Here is a 21,596-nt window from a genome sequence, read left to right as displayed (position 1 = left end):
TGTGAATTATGAAACGGGTTTTATTGGAAAGGACATTTTTAAGATGAAATATCTTTTAGTTTTATTACTCCTATTACACGGTTGTAAAACGACTTCAGAGTTTGATAACGACGAGCTTGATAGTTTGTTTAGAGACATCGCAACCTATCATGTAGATCTCGGTTCTAGTGCTTTGGTTCTAGCCAGTGGTGACTATATTGATTCTTTTGAACAAGGTGTAGAAAAGGACACATACCGTATTTATCTAACAAAAGAAAAGACAGGGTTTATCCGCAATGTGATGGAAAAACGATGTTCTTCAATGGACGGAGTTTTACACGCGTATCAAGAAATGAAGGATGTCTACGTTTGCGAGAACAGTAAAGATCGAGATGATAGAATTTTTTTGTATGAAGTAAGGTATGGTGCTTTAGAAAAGCAATCTTTTACTGGGTGGTTATTAGTTTATCATGAGTTACATCAACCAAATGCTATGCCGTTATATCCTAACTATTCAGATCGCGCCGCCAAACAATTGGAAGCACGACGTGAGTTAGAGAAGTCTGCGTTAGAGCGAGAATTGAAGAGAACAGCTGCACTAGAGTCACTCAAACTAAAGAGCTTGGAAACAAGAGAAGAAGTTTTGATGATAGGTACACGTATTTGTGCTGTTAGTTTGGATAACCAAGTTGTTGGTTTTACGGAAGAATCAACAGGGAGAAAGATAAAGGTTCTTGTAGGCTCTAATTACTTTTGGGATTGGCCAGCTAATTGGTTTGCATGTGAAATCTAAATTTGTACCAGAGTTAGAATGCTAATTCGACTTGGAATGAACTTTTGACTAACCCGAAGGGTTTTAGGCTTATGGATAAATTCAAGATGCTTCAGATGTTGGGAGCGGGTGATTTTCAGCATCTCAATGGATCATTAGAAGCACATTTAAAAGGAACTGAAGAGATTCTGAGAAATTGGGGCAGTAGCGAACTACTTCAAACCGCAGGTCTATTTCATGCCGCTTACGGCACTGCGGGTTTCGATGAAAATATGGTCTCCTTAAGCCAACGCCAAGAGATAGCTCGTGTTATCGGTAGCGAAGAAGAGGCTTTGGTATATCTATACTGCTCTTGCGATAGAGATTATGTTTTTCCGCAATTTGGCAAAGTGCCAACAGTTCAATTTAAAGACAGGTTTACCGACTCGGCCTTTCAACTTGAACCTGAGACAGCGAAGCTATTTTGTGAGCTGACCGTCGCTAATGAGCTCGAGCTTGTATATGGCAGTGATGATTTTAAATCGAAATACGGTGCTGAGTTGTTGGAATTGTTCCAAGGTATGGATAGTTACTTAAGCGCTGAAGCTAGAAAAGCATATAAATCAGCTTTGTCGAGTTTTGCATAAGGATAATTACATGGAAGTAGTAGAAGCGAGCATTGGTTTAGCGCCATTGATGGAAAGCTATGCCAAGGAGTGTTCTGAATCGGGAATTCCCAGATACCAAGATGTAGAAAAGGATCCAGAAGGACATCTTTCTGACATCATCAGACGTGAAAAAGACACCACTGGATTGCCAGAAGGCTATCTACTCAGTAAAACCTACTACTGCGTATCAGATAATCAAATCTTGGGTGCGATTCGAGTCAGACAAGGTACCAATGATTATGTAGAAAACGTAATTGGGCATATTGGCTACGAAACAAGGCCTACAGCTCGAGGAAAAGGAGTGGCTCCGTTTCTATTGGCGTGGGTTAGAGACAACGCAATTACGGAATCGGCGATAGTCACGTGCTCAGTTGACAACCCAGCTTCTCAAAAAGTGATTGAGAAGTGTGGTGGCGAATATCTTGGCAGTTATACCGCTGAGATAGAAGGAACGGTTAGACGCTATCGTATCAATCGAGCTTAGTTTCTTTAGTTAAACTGATGCAATAGTCTTGGCGTTTAACTTTGTGTCCGATATGTTTTTGTGGACTCATGCATCAAAACATTTATACAGGCAATAGTGAAATCTTGTAATAAACGTAGCTTTCTACAAACGAGTCTCAATCGATTTACAAGCTTATTACGAACCCGTGTAGTGTCACAAATCGATGATGAATTTGGTCGTTGATGGCGTAAAAAGTTGGTATCGGCGTTAGCAAAATTCTAATGTAGTGGCGAAGTTTGAAGTGTTTTTGTTTTGTATTTGGCATCTAAATAAATACCTGATGGAACATAATGATGTTACCTCGAGGTTCGTTTTGATGCTCATGCAACGCTTTAAACTATTCATATATCGATATATTTATACCGCTTTAGGTCACTATCAAATAGGTTGAAACATGGATATAAAGGCAAAAATGCACAGCCAAGAGGTCTATTACTGTGATGACGTCGATCTGGTTGCCGAACAAACACAATGTTTAGAAGTGCTTTACGATTTTAACCACACACGCCCGAGTGAAGGCGACAAACGACAACAGATTATGAAGCAGCTGTTCGCGGAAGTAGGGACGGATTGTTACATCGAACCGCCACTGCACGCGAACTGGGGGCGCCATACGCATCTCGGCAACAATGTATATGCGAATTTCAACCTAACGCTTGTGGATGACACCGACATATTTATAGGTGACAACGTGATGATTGCGCCTAATGTAACCATTGCAGCAGGCACACACCCTATTAGTCCTGAACTGAGGCTCAAAGCAGCACAGTTCAATGTTCCAGTTCGTATCTGCAATAACGTATGGCTTGGCGCACATACGGTTGTGCTACCGGGCGTGACGATTGGTGAGAATTCTGTAATTGGCGCTGGCAGTATCGTAACAAAAGATATTCCAGCTAATGTTGTTGCGGTCGGTAATCCTTGTCGAGTGTTACGAGAAATCAATGAAGATGATCGTAAGTACTACTATCAAGGGCGTCGTATTCCTGAAGAATTAAAGTAGAGCAAAGACACAAAGATGCGGTGGCGTTAACTAACTAAAGCCGTATCTTCATTATAAAAATGAATCAATACATATGGCATTTAAGTTAAGTGTTAAGTCATGGAATAGTCACCACACACTAGATAACAAATGGAGACAACAGTGAAAGATTACACAGTGTACCTTTTCGACTTGGACGGAACATTGGTTAATTCAGAACCATTGAAAGGTCAGGCGCTTGCAATGGCTTGCGCTGACTACGGCTCGATCGTGGACCACAATATTTACAAAGATGTGATGGGTGAAAGCTGGCAAGTTGTCACAGGTCACTTCTTTCACCATGCTCAAATTTCACCGGAACTCACGGAATTTAATCGCTATTTCCGAGCGCACTATGAAGAATTACTAAGAGTGAGCCTTGAATTGAATTCCGGAGCAAAAGAGTATGTGGAGGCGTTGAAGAAGTCAGGTAAAACCTGTGGCGTCGTGAGCTCAGCAGCTACTTGGATGGTGGAGAATATCTTGGCGTCTTTGCAGCTAGAGACTCTTTTTGATTTAGTGATTACCCAAGAACATGTTACCAAGCATAAACCTGATCCTGAAGCCTATATTCTTGCACTTGATAAGCTTAATGCCTCTCCAGAGCAAACCGTTATTTTTGAAGATTCAAATGCAGGTGTCATCGCAGGTAAAGGCAGTGGTTGCGACGTTATCGCTATTGAACACAGCTTTAATGGCAAGAACGATCTTAGTGGTGCTATCGCCAATATCCAATCATACGATGAGCTGTATGGACAGTTGATGGTTCTGAGTTAGTTTAGCTGTGCTGTATTGGGCTATTGAGGATAACAAACAGGGTAGATAGATGGACTACTTTCAATATTACGGGATCGATTGGGTTGCCATGGTGCTTACCTTTCTCGCAATTTGGCAGATAGGAAATAAAAATAGGATCGGATTTGTGTTGATGATGTGCGGCAACACAAGTTGGGTGGCGGTCGGTTACTTGACTGAAAGCGTTGCGATGATTATTGCTAACATTATCTTCTTTTCGATGAATATGAGAGCCATCATCAAATGGTCGGCGTCAAAAACATCTGCTTTAGAATGATTGAAGAATGCGATAATTATAAAAATACCGCCTACTTTTAGGCGGTATTTTTGTTGAATTGCGATTAATTGTTCGCTGCGAGTTCTATTGCACCAGTAGCTGGTTGAGTCTCAGAGTTTGGTTGTTCAGTTTCGACTTTCCAATCGCCCCCAAGTGACTTGTAGACAGCAATCGCGGTATTCGCCGTTTGTAGTTTGGCGGCGACTTGTCGGTCTTGCATCATTTTTTGTTGGCGCTCCGCGTCGAGTACCGCTAAGTAGTCAACAAGGCCTGCTTTGTATAACGACTTCGCCTTACTTACCGCTTTATCAACAGCGAGGGTTGCTTCGTCAATACGCTGCTGATTTTGCTGGCTTCTTCCGTAAGCGAACAGTGTTGAGTCTACTTCGACAAAAGCACTATCTACGGCGTGTTGATAGTTTAGTGCGGCAGATTTAAAGCGTGCTTCGTTCATTTCTACCAGCGCTTCACCGCGTCCACCATCGAACACATTCCAGCTTATCCCTGCAGATGCAGCCCATCCAAAGGAGTCACTGCTAAATAGGTCGTCGAAACTTCCAGCGGTAACGCCTGGCGTACCAGTAAGGAAGAATTTTGGATAGCGGTTCGCGATGCTCGCACCCAGCTCTTCATTAACTGCGGCCATTTCACGTTCGGCGATTTTTATATCCGGACGTCGTGTCAGCAAGTCAGATGGAAGCCCAGTAGGGATAACGCCTTTAAGTCTTGGTAAGGTGTAGTCGCCTTCAAGTTGAACCTCTAATTCAGATAGGGAAGTGCCTAGTAGCACTGCCATTCTGTGTTTGTGTACTTGTTCTGCAATCTCTAGCTGAGGCGTGATCGATTGGGTCGCTGCGAGCATCGCTTTTGCTTGAGCTAAGTCGAGTTCAGAACCGTAACCACTACGAACGACTTTCTCAACTAGGTTCAAGGTTTGTTTTTGATCCTCAATGTTCTCTAACGCGATTGTTTTACGTTCTTGAGCACCTCGGTATTGCAAGTAGTTATGAATAAGGTCGGCGGTAAGCAGTGTATTTAAGCCTGATTGCAATATCTCAGCTTGTTCTACTCGAATAGCTGCCGCTTCAGCTTGGCGATCTATTCGTCCGAAGAGGTCCGCTTCCCATGCGATGCTAGCACCAAGAAATCCGCCATCATGCTGTGCTTCAAGTAGTGACATCCCTGTCGCAGATTCAACGGCGTCTGATGCACCAAAAACAGGGCCTAACAGAGAGTCGTTTTCACTGAGTTGATAGTTGTAATAACCCGCTCCGATGTTAACGGTAGGCACTTTGAATGACTCCACCACGGTCTTGTATGAGTTAGCCATTTTGATGCGCTCAGAAGCGACTTTAAGCGTGGTGTTGTCAGTCTGTAGCTGAGTCACTAGTTGGTTTAGAACTGGATCATTCAGCTGCAGCCACCAGTGTGATTGCGTGGCTTGTTGGTTATCTTCTGAATAGAGAAACGTTTCAGCCATTGTCGTTTGTGGTGCTTGATAGTCAGGGCCTAATGCACAACCAGCTAACAACAGAGAGAGAGCGATTGGTGCTAGTGTCCATGGTTTTTGTGAAATAAAAGACATCATGGCGCTCCTTATTGCGTTGATTCGGTGAGAGTTGCATTCTCTTCTATCGAAGTGCGTGTCTCTTGAGTTCGATAAAAGATCTTGTACAGCGCTGGCATCACAAACAGTGAAAGTACTGTTGCTGCAGCAAGGCCGCCAATGATGGTCGCCGCCATTTGGTCAAACAGTAAGTCAGTGAGTAGTGGAATCATGCCAAGTGCAGTGGTAAGAGCACCCATTGATATCGCCATAGTACGATTTACCGTTGCTTCTTTAATGGAATCTGATAATGAACGGCCATTGCTGCGTTCTAGTTCGATTTGGTCCATGAGTACGATGCCGTTTTTAATGATCATCCCCGTAAGAGTGACCGCCCCAATCAGTGCCATGAAGCCGAATGGCTTATCGAGAAGCAACAAACTGAAAGTTGCACCTGTGGCCGCTAAAGGCAGGGTGGTGAGAATAATCACCGGCTGTTTGAAGCCGTTAAACATCGCAACCAAGATGATCACCATCAGTAGCATCGCTTTTGGAAGCTGTTTTAAGATGTCACTGACTGCTTTGTGTTCATCATAGTATTCTCCACCCCATTCAAGCTGGTAGCCTGCTGGTAATTCGATGGCTTCAATTTGCGCTTTCACGTCATTTCTCACGGCTGCTGGAGTTGTGTAACGACCAACGCCTGCCTGAGCTGTAATGGTTTTAACACGGTCACGACGCCAAATCATGGTCTCTTCACTGGTCATCTCAAAACCATCAATGACTTGACCTAACGGCACACTATGCAACCCAAGTAGGGAGTTAACAGGTAGCGTCTCCAATGAATCAAGAGAACGATCTACGCCTCGGACTTGAATTGTCACGAGTTCATCGTTTAGGTTCATGCGACCAATTGGCATTCCCTCTGAAGCGCGCTTGAGTGCGAACGCAATGTCTGCACGGTTGATGCCGGCTTGGCGGCTTTTCTCTTGATTGATGATAGGTTGCAGTACCTTGCTTTGTTGTCGCCAATCATCACGCACATACTTGGTATCAGGATGAGCTTCTAAGATGGCTTTTGCTTGGTTTGATAGGTTATGTAGTACATCGACATCAGGCCCCGAAAAACGCGCTTCGACACTGAATTTGTCTGCGGTTGCCAATTTCAAACCACGGAACCTTGGGTCTGCTTCTGGAAATGTTGTGGCAAGCCACTTATCACCGCGAGCAATGAGTTGGTTAAGTGACTCGTAATCTTTGGCATTAATCAGAATCTGACCGTAAGCAGGGTCGAACGGTTCAGGTTCTATCGTCACCGAGAATCGAGGTGCACCTGCGCCAACGTACGTAGAGAGATCGACGACTTCAGGTTGTTCGAGTAACCAAGACTCAATTTTTTTCATATCCTCTGAGGTTTGTTCAATCTTCGCACCATTTGGCAGCCAGTAATCTAAGAACAGAATAGGGCGGTCTGCTTGTGGGATGAAATTGATCGCAATGTTAGGAATTGCAAGTGCAGTCACGGCAATCAAAGGCAGTAGTGCACTTAGCGCTTTAATCGGGTTATCTACCGTCCAATTGACACTCTTGCGATACAAGCTCTCTTTGGTTTGTTGTTGTTTCTTACTTGGTTTAATGAACATCCAACACATTAACGCGGTGAAGGTCATGGCAACGAACCAAGACAGTAGCAATGAAGAGGCAATGATCAGGAATACAGAACCCGCAAACTCGGCTGCGTCTGTTTTTGAGAATATCACCGGGCTGGCACCCATAATTGCAATCACGGTAGCACCAAGCAGTGGTGTGGCTGTCTCTTTAAAGGATTCAACGGCAGCTTGGGTTCTATCAATGCCACGGTTGATTTTCACGATCATCATATCGGTAATCACAATCGCATTATCAACCAGCATACCTAGCGCAAGAATGAAGGTACCCAGTGATACACGATGTAAATCGATACTTGCCAAATTCATATAGATAAGGGTGAGTAAGATGGTAAGAAGCAAACTCGAACCAACAATTGTCGCACTCTTAATCCCCATGAAAACAGTGAGTACGATGAATACAATCGCAACACTCTCAAGGAGGTTGTTAACGAAGTTGTCGATCGATTTTTGTACTTCATCAGGTTGGTTGGCAACCGTCGCGATTTCCACACCAAGAGGCAATGAATCTTGGAAATCTGATACGATTCTGTTGATATCGTCACCCAGAGAAACAACGTTAACACCAGACACCGGACTCATCGCAAGCGTGACGGCAGGTGAACCATTGTAGCGGTTCTCCGTCATCGCAGGTTCTTGATAACCCATCGTAATGTCTGCAATGTCACCCAGTCGAATAAGCCCTGTACCTAATTCACTGATTCCGCCTTTGAGCATCAGATTTTTGATGTCATCAATAGAGCCAAATTCAGTAGACTGCTCGATACGAATTCGCTCGTTGGTGGTCGCAAATCTTCCTGCATCGAAGGTCGTATTTTGTGTATTAAGTTGATTCCACACTTGGGAGATGGATAAACCATATTGAGCTAAGCGCTCATCTGGGATATCGATGTATACAACACGCGGTTGTACACCATGAAGTTCAACCTTCTTAATACCGTCAACGGTTTTGATTCGACGCTGTAGTTCTTCTGCGTACTGACGTAGCTCGTTTGGTGTTGCATCTTGGCTGTAAATGGAAAACAACATGCCATAGACTTCAGAGAACTCGTCCTGAACCACACTGATTTGCGCTGTGGAAGGCAACAAGAGTTTCATGTCAGACACTTTGCGTCTCAGTAGATCCCACTCTTGCGGTAGAGCGTCTGAATTCAATGACTCTTTAAGGTCGACAAACACCATCGACATGCCTGGGCGAGAAAGTGAACGCAGTCGATTGAGTGTGGCCATTTCCTGTAGTTTCGTCTCAACCGTATCGGTGACTTGCTGTTCGACTTCTTCGGCAGAAGCGCCAGGATACAGGGTAACAACGACCGCAGTTTTAACGGTAAAACTTGGGTCTTCGAGTTTCCCAAGGTCGAAATATGAGTAGAGCCCAGCAATCACGCTAAGCGCAGTGAAAAAAAGCACAAAGGTGCGTTGCTTTATCGCGAAATCCGCTAAATTCATGACAGTTACCTACAGCTCTTTGACTTGAATTGATGGGAAGTGCTGACCTTCCTGAACGTATTGCGCACCACTAACCACAACATAATCGCCTTCATTCAGTTCTGATTGAACACAAACGTTTTCTTGGTTGAAAGAGCGAACCGAAACTGGCACAGCATGGGCTGTTTGATCGTGAATCGCGAATACCAGATCTTGTTCCAGTGGTTTTACAATCGCGGAATAAGGGACACACAAAGTCGACTGTGTACTGCCGAGGTGTGTTGTGAGTGTTACGGCTTTTCCGGGTAGAAGCGCTTGGTTGAGTCCATCCAGTTGGTAAGTCACGGTATAGGTTTGCTTAATTGGATCAGGTAGCGTCGAAATCTCAGTGACTTGTCCAGCAACAGATCGTGCTTCGCCATACCAAGAGATTGCTGCAGATTGCTGTGGTTTGAATTGATGGATCAAGTTTTCCGGAACGTCGATCTCCACTTCAAGCTGGTCAGGCTTATGTAGGGTGAACACGGAGATACCAGGAAGTACTTGCTCATATTGGTCAAAGTTAGATGCGGCGACCACTCCTGAGAATGGAGCGCGTAGTTCGGTGTAACGCAAGGTGTCTTTTGCGCGGCGAATATTTTGCTCGACTACTTTTACTGCTGCTTCACTACGCTCATAACCACTGATAGCGCGATCTAGGTTTACATTAGCAATGGCATCATCAGCAATCGCCTGTTTTACGCGAGCGAGCTCTGCTTTTGCAAGCTTATGGGCAGATTTGGCTTCAAGAGCGCGAGCTTGAAGTTCTTCCAATGCGACTTGGTAGTCATGTGGGTCGAGTGATGCGAGCGGTTGGCCTTTCTCAACGTAATCGCCAGTTTTCACCAATACTTTTTGAATTGTTCCTGGGACTCGAAATGCGACAGCTGCACTTTCAGCAGACTGCAGGGTACCCGTAAAGTGTTTGGCCGCTTGTTCTTCAGCGGCTTTAATTTTAATAACTTGTATTGGACGAGGTTCTTTAATTGGTGCCACGGCTTGTGATTCATTGCAACCAAGTAATGGAAGTAAGCAGGCTGCGATGATGGAATGACGAAAGATAGTGTTCATGGATTGCTCCTATTAATATATAGGGCAATTCTATCTATCTATTTTCATTAGATAATCCAGTGACAGCGTGAAACACTGTCACACCAAATGAGACAATGGTTATAGTTTAGGCAGTTCTTGTAATAAAAAGTCGACCAAAAGCTGAGACGCATGACTGAGCGCTTTTCGCTGCGGATACAAAAGCCAGGCTTCCTCTTGTTGAAGCCTATCATTAGGGAATAGGTCAACCAAAGTACCCTCGCTGATCTCTTGGCGAACCAATAGTTCAGGTAATAGAGCAATCCCTCTGTGGCGAATTGCGCCACCTTTCACAAAACCGATGCTATCGCTCACGATTGAAGGTTCTACCGTCACGTTGATATTGGTGATGTCCCACTGTTGGTCGATATCGCCCGTTGGCCAACGAAAGCAAACAAATGGATAGTGAGACAGCTCGTGAACTGACGTTGGCTGGCCTTCTTTAGCGATAAAGTCTGGGCTAGCGACAAACACGCGCTGCAAATCCATCACTTTCCTAGCCACCAAATTGGCATCACTTAACCGACCGCCATGCATTGCGATATCGAGACCTTGGCGATGCATATCAACGAAACCATTGTTAATACTTCGAATATCCAACTCAACCTCCGGATATAAATCCTGAAAGCGGAATAGGGTAGATTGCAAAATATCGCTAGTCTCTGGGAGTAGGCCTATCTTAATTTTGCCGTGAGGTAGCACAGATAGGTTAGAGGCAACATGGTTTGCTTTCTCTAATGCTCCGAGTGCGACAAGGAGTTCTTTATAATAAAGCTCGCCAGATTGAGTTAAAGATAAACTGCGAGTCGTTCTTAAGAACAGTTGAATTCCCAAAGATTTTTCGAGGTCGCTGATTCGCCGGCTTACATTCCCTCGTGGGAGGTCTAAAGCGTTAGCTGCAGCGGTAAAGCTTCCGAGCTCAACGACGGTAGTGAATAGTTTTAGGTCTTCAATTTTCATTTGTAAAAGGGAGGCTGCCAAAGTCTTCTATTATGGTACACCGTTTCTATTTTGATTTTTGTGAATAAAGTTCATATATGTTCAAAGCCTAACGCGACGACACGTTAGGCTTTGAGTTTACAAATCTAAGAGATCATTACACGAAGAATTAGCGACCGCGGCCATCAACCATAACGATAATGGTTTTGCTGATAATAGATAGGTCAGCAATGATCCAGGACTTCATGGAACATAAGCTCAGTGCGTAGCTATGATCGAAGCCGACTTTGCGTCTTACGTCTTCAATGCAAGTATCGTATCCTTGATTGACTTGAGCTAAACCTGTAATACCGGGCATCACGCCATATGTACGATCGGCAAAGTAAGGAATTTCAGTTTCTAATTTGTTGTAGAAAGTCGGGCGCTCAGGGCGAGGGCCAATCAATGACATATCGCCTTTGATTACGTTAAACAGTTGTGGCAGCTCATCAAGACGTGTTTTTCTTAAAAAGCGACCGACTGGCGTAATTCGCGGGTCATTTTTCGTCGCCCATACAGCACCAGATCGTTGTTCTGCATCTTCATACATACTACGGAACTTAAGGATTTCGAAAATCTCCATCTTTTCTGGTGTCGACTTACCAACACGCAGTTGGCGATAGAATACGGGGCCTTTCGATGTCATCACAATTGCCAAAGCGATGATAGGGAACACCGGAGAGAACAAGATGATTGCAAACATAGACGCAAAGAAGTCGAAGCTACGTTTAGCGCGAGAAATCTTGTTTTGGTAAAGCATTTGTTGATGGTCTTGAGTAAACATAGTTGATCCTTAACGATTGACTCGTGTCCAAGGGGTATTCTCTAATCCCATCAGGTAACGGATACCGCCGACTAAATTGGCGTAATGACCCACTACAAGATAAGAAATTAACGAAATAGGTTTGATGCTCAGTTTCTTAGGTAATAGATACCCAATGATACCCAGCGTATACACGGCGATTTGTGCCCAGAATAGAAAGTTAAATAGCAGGTAATCACGCAAGAAAAATGAGCATACCAAGCTAACAATCATTAAATACGGTGTAAGCAGCCTTAATCCCTTGCCAGAAAAGAAGGCGAACGCGATACCTTTGAATTTTGGGCTAAATAGACTAAACAACTCGATAGCTTGCTGCATATTACCTGCTGAAATTCGTAGTCTTCTTTTGAAGTCAGCTTTGGTGTTAGTTTCTTCTAGTTCCAGTGCCACCATGCGCGTTTCATACTCAGCAATGTAACCTTGTTTGACGATCTGCATTGGTAAGATGAAATCATCATTAATTGTATTGCTTGGCAGTGGGCTAAATAGGTGAGTTCTGAATAGATAGAATGCACCGTGTGACCCCAGACTTGATCCCAGTGACGCTTCGCGTTCTTTAACGGCTGTTTGGTACTTCCAGTAGGCGTCTTCTCCTTCATTACCCGTAGGGCAGAGTTGATAAGTCGCATTGACGACACCTACTTTAGGGTTTTTAAAGTGCTCTCCGGCAATGAGTAGTGCGTCTAATGAAATCAATGCTGAAACATCGCTAAGCGCAGTAATATCTGAGTCTATATGGGCTAACTCTTCGTTAACCGTTGCGACTTTGCCACGATTAAGCTGATGGTCATGAATCTCGAAGTAGATGTCACTACAAATCGCTTCTTGGATTGCCATTTGCGCGTTATCAACGGTTTTGTCTGTACAACCATCACACGCGATGACGACTTTAAGCTTGTTCTTTGGATAATCTAGAGAAGCGAGATTACGAATTTTGTCTGCTATCCAAGCTTGTTCGTTGAACGCTGGAACCAAAATTGTCACTGTCGGCAGCTTACAGTCCTGTTCTTCAGCTTTGTATGCACGTTGGTTTTCATGCACTGGCGTCTTAGGGTGACGTTTCGCATACCAGCGAAGCAATATTGGGTAACCAGCGTGGTGATACACAATGAGCACACCAGCAAATAAGCATAGAGTAGCGAGTACTATGTCAATCATACATAACTCTCCTCTGATAGCTTGTTGTAAGACTCGACCATATCGCTAATATTAAAGTTCTCAAGCACATAGCGACGAGGGTTAGAGAAATTCTCTAAGGTTTCGTTTTGCGACGTTTTGAATAGCGAATAGGCTAGGTGAGGCACATTATCTGCCTTCACTAAATGCCCCGTGGCTGGACAAAGCGTTTCTTTGACCGCACCAACATCCATGGCAACTGTTGGGATGTTGCAGGCTTGAGCTTCTAGTGAAGAAAGGGGGAGACCCTCTGAACGTGACGGAAGGCAAAATACATCTAACGCGTTATAGAAAGAGACCATTTCTTCGACAAGTCCAAGAAATATCACGCGATCTAAAACATTCAGTTTTTTCGCCAGTTGCTCAAGTGCGTCTCTTTGTGAGCCATCTCCGGCAATGACGACTTTAATGCGTTTCGGAATTAGAGGCAGCGCTTTGATAAGTTGATCTTGACCTTTCACCTCTTCCAAACGACCTGCACAGCCAATGATGAAATCATCCTGACCGAGGTTAAATAGACGTCGAGCCGAAGCCTTTGACGTTGGGCGGAATTTTTCGCAATCAATGCCATTTCGAATTGTCGTGATGTTTTTATAAGAAAAGGCAGAACACAGCTGGTTATAAACCTTTGCTGCATCAGCGACTAGCATAGGTTTTGCGAATTGAAGAGCGAGTGCCTGTAGGCGTCTTCTTTTCGCGTTCTTAAGGTGCCATGCGTCATGTTCCGTATGAATTCGATATGGAACACTGCATAGGCGGGCAGCGTAACCAGCGTAAAGGAGCGGGCCAATGTGGTGTGTATGAACCACATCTGGCTTGATGCTGCTGAATGCTTTGATAAGTGAAAGCAGAACGTTAAATTGCACGCCTGGTTTTTTGTCGAGGAACACGATTTGGGAACGGTATTGTTCCAACTTTGGCCAATTCGCGATGGAAGCGTCTCGTTGCCCCTCTAAACTAACGATCAAAACTTGATCCTTTGGGTCAGCCAGACGAAGTAGGTCGAGAGTCAATGTTTCCAGCCCACCGGGTGCGAGGTGCTGAACGACATGAATTATTTTCTTTCCTTGTATTTTCATGTGGAACTCCGCTGTAAATGTTGTTGGTTAGTGGGTGAATAAGCCTTTTGAGATTTTCTGAATATTCTCGGTCCTTTATTCAGCTATACCTCTACCTAGCAGGTGCCGTGCCAAGAAAATTAAGCAATAAATACAGTGGCTTATTCGAATTTGGGAGGTTTTGAAATCTCATTCTCAAATTGAAAATCAAAACGCCTATTGAAAAACGGATTGGTAAGAAACGTATAAGTTGACAAAATAAAAAAACCACCAGACAGAGCTGGTGGTTCAGGCGCAATAATCATCGGAAAAGTTAGTTCATTCTAGGAATCACGGTAACAACAGGAACACCTAAGACTTCTTCAACTTGTGCACTTCCTTTCACTGATGAATCGAACAGTTCAAACAGTATAGCTAAACCTATCCCAAATCCTATCCCAGCAATCAAACCAGCAATTACAAAGATAAATGAAGGCATGTTAGACGGAATGCTTGGTGTGTAAGGTAGGTCGATGATTTTGACACGCTTGTTTTGCTCAAACACCCCAAGAGATCCAGTAAGTTGAGCCATTTCATAACGTTCAACCAATTCATCATAGAGTTGGCGTTTGATTTGAACATCACGCTGCAACCGGTACATCTCTTTCGCATTTTGGCCAAAGTTGTTGGCTTTGTTTTCAAGTTCAAAGATCATGGTTTTGAGGCTTTTGGTCTCCTCTTTCAGTGATTCAAAACGTGCACGGACAAGTTGTAAGCTGTGCAGTTGGGTTACCAATAACGGCTGTAGTTCAGATACATCATTAAAGGTATTGCTGCTGGCGATGTCCCATAATTGATCGCTATTCAAGTTAGGTTGCTTCATTTCGAGCAAAGTTTTGCGTTCGCTTTCTAGTCTTTCTAACTCTCGAAGTTTGGCTTGAACGGCACTGTGCTTGTTTGTGTATTTCGCTTGTAGCAATGTAAGTTCACTACGGATATCAATGATCTGATCTTCTATTTTCCCGATAACTGGGTTAGTTCGAGAGAGTTGTTGATCCATTGAACCTAGGCTTTTCTTAACGCCTGCCATCTCTGCTTCTTTTTCCGACAGGCTCTGTTTGAGAGCCGCTAAGCGGTTGAGGCTCTGGCTTTGAATCTCTGGAGTCGACTCAATGTTATTGTTGCGATAAAGCGCCAACGCTTGTTCCGCTTCGTCTAATGCTTCACGGCGTTTTTCTATGTGGATTGCGAGAAAGTTACTAGAGTCTTCAATTGAAGAACGCTCGGGCGCAAGCAACTGAGCAATAAAGTGCTCGCTGACGGATGTGAGTGTCTCTTCCATTCTGTCAGGCGTGTCGCTAGTCAGACTGATTTTTAGAAAATCTTTACCCAGTTGTGTAACCATTAGTCGTTGTGAAAGGTCATTAATGATCTGCTCTTGCTCGATGCTAGACATGCTTGAATCAATCAGTTCTAGCTCTTTGGCAACCGAGTAAAGAACATGACGACTGTGAAGCAGTGTCTTAAGCGCGTTGATGCGATCTTTAAGCATGGTTGATACGGCAATGTCTTCTAAGAACGGGTTCATCTTAGCCGTTTCTTGAATCAGCATGCTGGTATGCGAATCGTACTTTTTAGGCGTTAGGTTCGCTACTAACAGGCCAATGACAGGCAATATCAACATTGGGATAATAATCACGTAGCGTTGTCGCCACGCACCATACAGTATGTGCAATAAACGAGTTTTTAGATTATTCATAGCGACTCCAAAATAGAGTGAACAATCTCACCGCGACTCTTCCAACTCTCTTTTTCAACAATCGTTGGTGAAACAGCGCGTGATTGGCGAGCATGAGTTAAGGCTTGTGATGTCTGTTCAGCGTTATGAGCGGTTGTCACATACTCTTGATAAGGCTTGAGTGCCGGGAAAGGAGTAGAAACGACAGGGGTGCCAGCCGCAAGATATTCCATGAGTTTTAATGGGCTACAAGCTCTAATTTGTTCGTTGTCGACAAATGGCAACCAACTTACATCCCAGTGTTGAGAATAACGTGGCAATTCATGGTGCGCTCTTGGGCCTAGATAGAAAACATTACTCAGTGTTGGCAGTGCGAGCTCGTCTAATTCATTTGGTCCGATGAAAACAAAGTCCCAATCTGAGCGTGCTAATGCCGTTCTCTCAATCAAATCATAATCCAGCCATTGAGATAAACTGCCGTAAAAACCTGCAATAGGGCGGTGGTTGCTAGGTAGGTCTAACGCACGTTCAGAGGGTGTCGAAAATAGAGAAAAATCGACACCGTGTGGCAACAAGTGCGCTTTGCCGTGAGGAAATTTGTTCATCAACTTGTCACTGACAGCAAAGATCACATCCGCCTTTTGGATCAAGTCCTGTTCATGCTGAGCAACACACTGGTGGTCAACGCCAGCCAATGCAGCAAAGTCGTCACCACAGTAGTAAACAACATGACTTTCTCCCAAACAACCACAAAGGTCAGCTGCCGTTGGTAATGAAGTCCAAAGTACTGGGTTGTTCATTCCTAACTGTTTAATAACCGGCTTTAGTTGAGTCAGCATAAGCTTTTTAGCAAGCTTTCTCGCAATCGAAGAGCGTGGTGCTGGTATGGTTTTAAGATTCACCACAGTTATATTGTCGAATTGCTGGTTAGGCAACATGTTTTGCGTTTGTGCGTTACTTCTTCCAATGAGTTTGTTTAATGCACGAGTTGCGTCTTTGAGATTCAGCTTTGGCTGTCTCAAACCAATCGAGTTTACCCATAACACCTTGTGCTGCTTCGCCAAGTGACGAATCAGGTGTTGTGTCGATGAAGGTAGCCCACCGAAGTCTTCTCCGAAAACAATGAGATCACGCATGATGACCTCCTTTAGATTGTTCACTATCGAACATACTTGATTGATTCGGGATGTTTCCAACAATGCGCGCTGGATTACCCGCGACAATTGAAAATGGAGGCACACTCTTTGTCACCACGCTTCCTGCTGCAACAACACTGCCTTCACCAATAGTGACACCACCTTTTACGGTGACATTGGTACCAAGCCAAACGTCTTGTTCAAGAATGATATCGCCAATTTGTTCAGGGTCGTCACCTTCACCAAGGGCGCGTCGACGTGCATCGAGAGGATGCCCAGAATAACCAAATAGGAATGCACCACTAGCGATCCGCACATTGTCTGACAGGACAACTCGTCTACCGACTGCAATGGTGGACTGCCAACCGACATCAACGTTATCGCCGATTTCTAACGAAGGCTGACTGCCATCTGCCGTAGGCTGCGTGCAGCCAGAAAAAGTAGTGTGACCTGAAATACGACACTCGTTACCTACATCAATAGTTAAAGGACCACTTACAAATGGTAAACCTCCATAAAGGTATAGGTGCTTACCGCATTGGTTCAGACGTCCTTTGAAAGCCGGTGTCCAATAGAAAAAACGAGTGATACCCGAAATCAAACCAGAGACGCTGTTGTGAGCATGGTAAAGGCACTTACTTGCGAATTTTGGTAACGGAAGTTCGGCGTTACGTATGTCTTTCAAAATGAAAAACAGATTACGAATATGAGAATTAGGATGAAACTTCAACCAAGTCTTAAATTGATGTACTGATACTGACGTCATTTTGAAATCTCCATTTCTTGTTTTAATGGAGTACTTTCATTATACGTGCCATATAAAAAATTATTATTTTTCAGGCGCTTAAGGTTGTGGTTTATTTGGTTTCTCATTTTGACATTCAGTCTGAGATATATGAGAAACACAAACGGTGAGTGCGGAAAGGATATAGATAGGCCAGTTAAAGCCTTGAGTGAGGAAGGTGCCAGACACAATTGTCCCGATAAGCCCAGCATAAACGGCGAACGCTGAAGAGTAGAGGATCGGGTTGACGGAATTACCCTTATCTTTGATTTGTTTTAAGGTTTTGCGCGCAGTGATGAGCAAAGAGCCAATCAAAATGATAAATACAATTAAACCAACAAAGCCCGTTTCGGCAAGTACCCCAAACCAAGTACTGTGCACTGCGTGGTTGAGGCCATCCCAATGAGGGCTATAGAAAAAGTAATTCGAATAAAAGTTGTTTAAGCCGACCCCTGTAAGCGGGTTATCGAGAGCCATTTTAAACGCCGCTTCCCAAGCATAAAGTCGCCCCATCGCAGAGGCATCAATACCGGCTTCAGCGGCTCCCCCTGAAGCTCGGTCTGATATACCAGCAGCAAAATAAAGCCCAACTGCGGCGATTGCTCCCAAGCCGATTAAAGTGACTTTAGAACGAATGATACTCAAGGCGAAAATTCCAAGTACAGCGATAGAACCCAACAGTCCTCCGCGGCTTTGTGTTGCGATAACGGCGTAGAGCAGGATTAAACAAGCGGCAGCTCCGACGAGACGGTGCGCCGTAGGGATGCCTTTAGTCGTCGCTTGGCTGATTGCAAACGCCATAGGGAACATAAGCACAAGAGCAAGGTCGTTAGGGTCGCCTAACATTGAGCCAATATCACGTCCGATGGTCACACGAGTACCTTCGACGAGTCCAACTCCATTAATTGAATTAGAGATAGCGATAACGCCAATTAAGCAGCCGGAAAAGATAATGATAGTAGACGTTTTTGCGAGCTTATCCATGCTATTTACTAACCATACGATGGCGAGTGTCATCACCATGATTTTCCAATAGATTCCTTTAAATTCTTGGATTGCAACGCCTCGGTTCGACGCAAATACGAGACCAATTGTCACAAGTAACCAGAACAGCGCCAACCAAGAGAGTGAGCGATGCCAATAGGGTTTTAATTCCTTACTAATGAGTGTGTGCCATATCAGAGCGGACAGAGCACCGAGAGACAGAAACAGTGGTAATTTGAATGCATAAAGTTGAGGAATGGCTTCATGAATACGGAAAAACGAGAAGACGACGAAAAGAATCACCAACCAATAGGTTTTATTAATGACAAAGAGAGCACCCAGTGGAACAAACGCGAGGCATAACGCTACAGCAGGGTGTGGTGCAAGAAACCATACGCCACCCATCAAAAAGCACAGCATGGATACTGTGACGATTGACGGTAATTTTTGAGCGGCGTTTGTCATAATGAAATTCCTCTGCGTCATATAGCTTACCTAGCAAGGCTTGTGCCCAGATGAGGTTCCGAATTTGCTAATGACTTTAGTGCCACATTGCTGAACCAAATCTCTTACGGCTTCGACACGATATGCAGGAATACAGCAAATGATGGGAGCAATCACTGCCATGCCCATACACAACCAAACATTTTGCATGGAAAGCGCTAGCAAAAGGGACAGAACCAACACATTAAACTCAAAGACAAATAAACCTAACGAGTAGGGAAGGTGAGTGAGTTTTTGACTGTAGATAAACACAGCGACAGCTTTAAAAGCTTGGGCAATACAGAGCGCGCCAATAATGCCCCAGACGCCAAAGCCGCTGAGCAGCCACATCATGCCAAGCCCGATTAAAGTGGCACTCACCGAGATAGACAGCTGCAATTTGGTCGCTTTTCTGTGAAGAATACCGATATTGAGTAACTCAGCGACTTCTTTGAACCATGAAAATAACAGCGTTCCCAGTACAAGCTGCGCTGACAACAGATAGCTTTCCGGTAGCGCCAACAAGATGAAGGCCTTGGCTGCGAAGGCAACGCCCACTGTCAGTAAGGTGATGTAGACGATGCCAAGTTGGGTTACCTGTGCGGTTTTATGTCGACCTTGAACCGCTAGAGTATTAAAACGTTTTGGCATCCACCACATACCAAAAGGCTGAACCAGGATACACATGGCAAAAGAGAATTTAATCGCAATCGCGTATTGGCCAAGCGTATCGAGATTCGTGGAGTAGGCAACAAAGAAGCGTTCCGCACCATTTAACCCAAAGCCTATTAGGCCAGTCAGCATTAATGGCCAGCCGTAACGAAGATAGTCTCGAAATGCTGGGGTTGTGTTCAATACAAGCTTGAAGCGATTGATAATAAGTAGCGCGACGACTTGGAATAGGTAGGTAATAACCCCGCAGATTAAAATCTTCTCAACGCTCGGCCCTGAAAATAACACGCCAAGAATTAAGCTGATTTGTAGTAACGTCGAGGCAACACTGACTGTCAAAAACGTTAGGGCTTTATCCTGCATTCTCAGCCATGCTGTAGACAACCCAATGATGCCCTCAAGGGAGGCGCAGATAAGTATTAAGTTAAGCTCAGTGCGGCTAGCGAATGCAAACTGATGACTAAAACTGATATTGATGTAGCCGAATAGAACAATAGACAGAATTAAAGAAACAACGCAAGTGAGTGAAAATATCTCACTGGCTTTTTGAAATCGTTTTTTTGAATCACTCTCTTCTCCAACAAAGCGATAAAGTGCTTCGTGCAAAGCAAAGGTGACAACAATACCGGCCACGGCTCCAATCGATGCTAGTAGATCTAAACGTCCAGTCTGAGAAGGCGCTAGGTAGTTGGCAATAATTGGCAGCATGATTAGTGCTGCGCCTTTACTTATGACCAAGCCAACACCGTAAGTGAGCATGTTCATGAATGGTGTCGGCTGACGTAGAGACTTAATCATGTGAAGTCTCCAATGAACTGACCACTTTTGCATTGTGAGATTGTCCACGCAGTGCGACACAAATAGAGGTATAACACTGATCCGCTCGATACTGCTTAGACATCTCTAAACAGGCTTGTGACAAACGTTGGCGAAGCTGCGGATCATCCATCAGTTGTTGTACTGTCTCATACAAAGATTGCGGGTTTTGTGGCGTGAATTTAAGACAGTTGACCTTGTGTTCAAGAACTTGATCCCAATAAGCACCATCATTTGGAATCACAACGCACAACCCCGCAGCTAGGCTCTCTAGAACAGATAACCCAAATGGTTCGTTGATACTGGTAGAGACAAAAATACCCGAATCTGCACGTATTTGATCGAGATTGGTAGGCGCATGAAACAGTTTAGTATGCGCGTTTTCAGTTGGCAGACTGCTAACACCTAAATGTGTGTTTTGCGGCGTGATATAGCAAATATTGGCATCCCATGGTGTAGTTTGGTTAGCAATATCTAATGCCGTGTTGAGTGTTTCTAACCCTTTCCATTTGAGCAGGGAAGCAGCCCAAAAAACTTGGTTGGACGTTCCTTTACTCGGCGTTGGCCAGTTTGAATGAGTTAAACCGTTGTTAAACGATTCAAATCTAGCGTTTTCAAGCACGGAGCGCGTCATGATTTCAGCTTGCTCATCATCATGAGTTTTAGAAAAATAACAGCTTAGAGCGGCGTGAATTGACTCGACACTTGAAGACAAATAGAACACGGAATCAGCGCGTGTAAAGCAATGGCCGATTGAACGAGAAAGCCCAACAGGTCCATGAACTAGCTGTATGATAGGCACTCTCGACACCCATTTGATGATATACAGAGCCATATCAATACCTGGGTTTGAGGCACCAACGGCATAGTCAACACGTGGTAAACGGATACATGTAAATAGCAACATCAAAGCTAAAATACATTGAGCTATCCAATAACGCAGTCCCTGAGGAACAGTAAGAAAACCCCAGTTAGGTAGAGTAATCACTTTCGCATTGAGATTGGTGACAGCTGAATTCCAAGAATTAGGATCAGCGGTAATAATCGTAAAGTTCACCCGTTGGCTTGGATGATTTTTAATTGATTCGTGAGTGGTCATCAACATTTCAAGTGTTGCAATTTTAGAACCGCCTGCAAATGGAATCGGATCATAAACCAATCCATGTGTAGCGAGGTCGTTGGTATTATCTGTTTTAGTATTCAT

Annotated in this window: 19 protein-coding genes; 6 read left to right on the top strand and 13 right to left on the bottom strand. The window is 44.3% G+C overall.

From position 1 onward, the window contains the following. Nucleotides 1–43: 43 nt before the first annotated feature. From OCV50_RS07185 to OCV50_RS07160, 6 genes are all read left to right on the top strand, one after another. The gene (locus OCV50_RS07185) at nucleotides 44–772 is read left to right on the top strand and encodes a hypothetical protein (protein WP_261902598.1); all 729 of its coding nucleotides are present in this window, start codon (nucleotides 44–46) and stop codon (nucleotides 770–772) included. Nucleotides 773–843: 71 nt separating this feature from the next. Then, the gene (locus tag OCV50_RS07180; RefSeq protein ID WP_261902597.1) at nucleotides 844–1,377 is read left to right on the top strand and encodes a DUF6817 domain-containing protein; all 534 of its coding nucleotides are present in this window, start codon (nucleotides 844–846) and stop codon (nucleotides 1,375–1,377) included. Nucleotides 1,378–1,387: 10 nt separating this feature from the next. After that, the gene (locus OCV50_RS07175) at nucleotides 1,388–1,882 is read left to right on the top strand and encodes a GNAT family N-acetyltransferase (protein WP_261902596.1); all 495 of its coding nucleotides are present in this window, start codon (nucleotides 1,388–1,390) and stop codon (nucleotides 1,880–1,882) included. A gap of 415 nt (nucleotides 1,883–2,297) precedes the next feature. Then, nucleotides 2,298–2,906 carry a sugar O-acetyltransferase gene (locus tag OCV50_RS07170; protein ID WP_261902595.1) on the top strand — a complete coding sequence of 203 codons (609 nt, stop codon included), beginning with the start codon at nucleotides 2,298–2,300 and terminating at the stop codon, nucleotides 2,904–2,906. 129 nt (nucleotides 2,907–3,035) lie between these two features. Beyond that, nucleotides 3,036–3,701 carry an HAD family hydrolase gene (locus OCV50_RS07165; protein WP_261902594.1) on the top strand — a complete coding sequence of 222 codons (666 nt, stop codon included), beginning with the start codon at nucleotides 3,036–3,038 and terminating at the stop codon, nucleotides 3,699–3,701. Nucleotides 3,702–3,750: 49 nt separating this feature from the next. Next, nucleotides 3,751–3,996, top strand: coding sequence for a PnuC protein (locus OCV50_RS07160; protein WP_261902593.1), 246 nt, complete (start codon nucleotides 3,751–3,753; stop codon nucleotides 3,994–3,996). 64 nt (nucleotides 3,997–4,060) lie between these two features. Here OCV50_RS07160 and OCV50_RS07155 read toward each other — a convergent pair whose 3' ends face one another. The 13 genes from OCV50_RS07155 to OCV50_RS07095 form a co-directional block, all read right to left on the bottom strand. Beyond that, nucleotides 4,061–5,581: an efflux transporter outer membrane subunit gene (locus tag OCV50_RS07155; protein WP_261904135.1), complete on the bottom strand. Its 1,521-nt coding sequence runs from the start codon at nucleotides 5,579–5,581 to the stop codon at nucleotides 4,061–4,063. Nucleotides 5,582–5,592: 11 nt separating this feature from the next. Next, nucleotides 5,593–8,658, bottom strand: coding sequence for an efflux RND transporter permease subunit (locus tag OCV50_RS07150; protein WP_261902592.1), 3,066 nt, complete (start codon nucleotides 8,656–8,658; stop codon nucleotides 5,593–5,595). A 9-nt stretch (nucleotides 8,659–8,667) separates the two neighbouring features. Further along, complete coding sequence (locus OCV50_RS07145; RefSeq protein WP_261902591.1) at nucleotides 8,668–9,747, bottom strand: efflux RND transporter periplasmic adaptor subunit; 1,080 nt, start codon at nucleotides 9,745–9,747, stop codon at nucleotides 8,668–8,670. A 99-nt stretch (nucleotides 9,748–9,846) separates the two neighbouring features. Then, nucleotides 9,847–10,725: a LysR family transcriptional regulator gene (locus tag OCV50_RS07140; RefSeq protein ID WP_261902590.1), complete on the bottom strand. Its 879-nt coding sequence runs from the start codon at nucleotides 10,723–10,725 to the stop codon at nucleotides 9,847–9,849. Nucleotides 10,726–10,873: 148 nt separating this feature from the next. Then, nucleotides 10,874–11,527: a sugar transferase gene (locus OCV50_RS07135; RefSeq protein WP_172974231.1), complete on the bottom strand. Its 654-nt coding sequence runs from the start codon at nucleotides 11,525–11,527 to the stop codon at nucleotides 10,874–10,876. A gap of 9 nt (nucleotides 11,528–11,536) precedes the next feature. Continuing rightward, nucleotides 11,537–12,724, bottom strand: a complete 1,188-nt coding sequence (locus OCV50_RS07130) for a glycosyltransferase family 2 protein (RefSeq protein WP_261902589.1) — start codon at nucleotides 12,722–12,724, stop codon at nucleotides 11,537–11,539. Continuing rightward, nucleotides 12,721–13,821, bottom strand: a complete 1,101-nt coding sequence (locus OCV50_RS07125) for a glycosyltransferase (protein ID WP_261902588.1) — start codon at nucleotides 13,819–13,821, stop codon at nucleotides 12,721–12,723. The genes OCV50_RS07130 and OCV50_RS07125 overlap by 4 nt, the downstream gene beginning before the upstream one ends. 292 nt (nucleotides 13,822–14,113) lie before the next feature. Beyond that, nucleotides 14,114–15,538 carry a GumC family protein gene (locus tag OCV50_RS07120; protein WP_261902587.1) on the bottom strand — a complete coding sequence of 475 codons (1,425 nt, stop codon included), beginning with the start codon at nucleotides 15,536–15,538 and terminating at the stop codon, nucleotides 14,114–14,116. After that, nucleotides 15,535–16,653, bottom strand: coding sequence for a glycosyltransferase (locus tag OCV50_RS07115; protein WP_261902586.1), 1,119 nt, complete (start codon nucleotides 16,651–16,653; stop codon nucleotides 15,535–15,537). Before OCV50_RS07115 ends, OCV50_RS07120 begins: the two co-directional genes overlap by 4 nt. Next, complete coding sequence (locus tag OCV50_RS07110) at nucleotides 16,646–17,419, bottom strand: acyltransferase (protein ID WP_261902585.1); 774 nt, start codon at nucleotides 17,417–17,419, stop codon at nucleotides 16,646–16,648. Before OCV50_RS07110 ends, OCV50_RS07115 begins: the two co-directional genes overlap by 8 nt. Before the next feature lie 78 nt (nucleotides 17,420–17,497). Further along, nucleotides 17,498–18,886, bottom strand: a complete 1,389-nt coding sequence (locus OCV50_RS07105) for an O-antigen ligase family protein (protein WP_261902584.1) — start codon at nucleotides 18,884–18,886, stop codon at nucleotides 17,498–17,500. 30 nt (nucleotides 18,887–18,916) lie between these two features. Further along, nucleotides 18,917–20,374 carry a lipopolysaccharide biosynthesis protein gene (locus tag OCV50_RS07100; RefSeq protein WP_261902583.1) on the bottom strand — a complete coding sequence of 486 codons (1,458 nt, stop codon included), beginning with the start codon at nucleotides 20,372–20,374 and terminating at the stop codon, nucleotides 18,917–18,919. Beyond that, nucleotides 20,367–21,596: a glycosyltransferase family 4 protein gene (locus OCV50_RS07095; RefSeq protein ID WP_261902582.1), complete on the bottom strand. Its 1,230-nt coding sequence runs from the start codon at nucleotides 21,594–21,596 to the stop codon at nucleotides 20,367–20,369. Before OCV50_RS07095 ends, OCV50_RS07100 begins: the two co-directional genes overlap by 8 nt.

It is taken from the genome of Vibrio fortis (assembly GCF_024347475.1).
In the GTDB taxonomy this organism is placed as follows: domain Bacteria; phylum Pseudomonadota; class Gammaproteobacteria; order Enterobacterales; family Vibrionaceae; genus Vibrio; species Vibrio fortis.
This window is presented reverse-complemented; position numbering and strand designations above follow the sequence as displayed.

Coding starts and splice junctions, on each gene's coding strand:
- OCV50_RS07185 (WP_261902598.1), top strand. CDS start 44: ATGAAATATCTTTTAGTTTTATTACTCCTATTACACGGTTGTAAAACG.
- OCV50_RS07180 (WP_261902597.1), top strand. CDS start 844: ATGGATAAATTCAAGATGCTTCAGATGTTGGGAGCGGGTGATTTTCAG.
- OCV50_RS07175 (WP_261902596.1), top strand. CDS start 1,388: ATGGAAGTAGTAGAAGCGAGCATTGGTTTAGCGCCATTGATGGAAAGC.
- OCV50_RS07170 (WP_261902595.1), top strand. CDS start 2,298: ATGGATATAAAGGCAAAAATGCACAGCCAAGAGGTCTATTACTGTGAT.
- OCV50_RS07165 (WP_261902594.1), top strand. CDS start 3,036: ATGGAGACAACAGTGAAAGATTACACAGTGTACCTTTTCGACTTGGAC.
- OCV50_RS07160 (WP_261902593.1), top strand. CDS start 3,751: ATGGACTACTTTCAATATTACGGGATCGATTGGGTTGCCATGGTGCTT.
- OCV50_RS07155 (WP_261904135.1), bottom strand. CDS start 5,581: ATGTCTTTTATTTCACAAAAACCATGGACACTAGCACCAATCGCTCTC.
- OCV50_RS07150 (WP_261902592.1), bottom strand. CDS start 8,658: ATGAATTTAGCGGATTTCGCGATAAAGCAACGCACCTTTGTGCTTTTT.
- OCV50_RS07145 (WP_261902591.1), bottom strand. CDS start 9,747: ATGAACACTATCTTTCGTCATTCCATCATCGCAGCCTGCTTACTTCCA.
- OCV50_RS07140 (WP_261902590.1), bottom strand. CDS start 10,725: ATGAAAATTGAAGACCTAAAACTATTCACTACCGTCGTTGAGCTCGGA.
- OCV50_RS07135 (WP_172974231.1), bottom strand. CDS start 11,527: ATGTTTACTCAAGACCATCAACAAATGCTTTACCAAAACAAGATTTCT.
- OCV50_RS07130 (WP_261902589.1), bottom strand. CDS start 12,724: ATGATTGACATAGTACTCGCTACTCTATGCTTATTTGCTGGTGTGCTC.
- OCV50_RS07125 (WP_261902588.1), bottom strand. CDS start 13,821: ATGAAAATACAAGGAAAGAAAATAATTCATGTCGTTCAGCACCTCGCA.
- OCV50_RS07120 (WP_261902587.1), bottom strand. CDS start 15,538: ATGAATAATCTAAAAACTCGTTTATTGCACATACTGTATGGTGCGTGG.
- OCV50_RS07115 (WP_261902586.1), bottom strand. CDS start 16,653: ATGCGTGATCTCATTGTTTTCGGAGAAGACTTCGGTGGGCTACCTTCA.
- OCV50_RS07110 (WP_261902585.1), bottom strand. CDS start 17,419: ATGACGTCAGTATCAGTACATCAATTTAAGACTTGGTTGAAGTTTCAT.
- OCV50_RS07105 (WP_261902584.1), bottom strand. CDS start 18,886: ATGACAAACGCCGCTCAAAAATTACCGTCAATCGTCACAGTATCCATG.
- OCV50_RS07100 (WP_261902583.1), bottom strand. CDS start 20,374: ATGATTAAGTCTCTACGTCAGCCGACACCATTCATGAACATGCTCACT.
- OCV50_RS07095 (WP_261902582.1), bottom strand. CDS start 21,596: ATGAATACTAAAACAGATAATACCAACGACCTCGCTACACATGGATTG.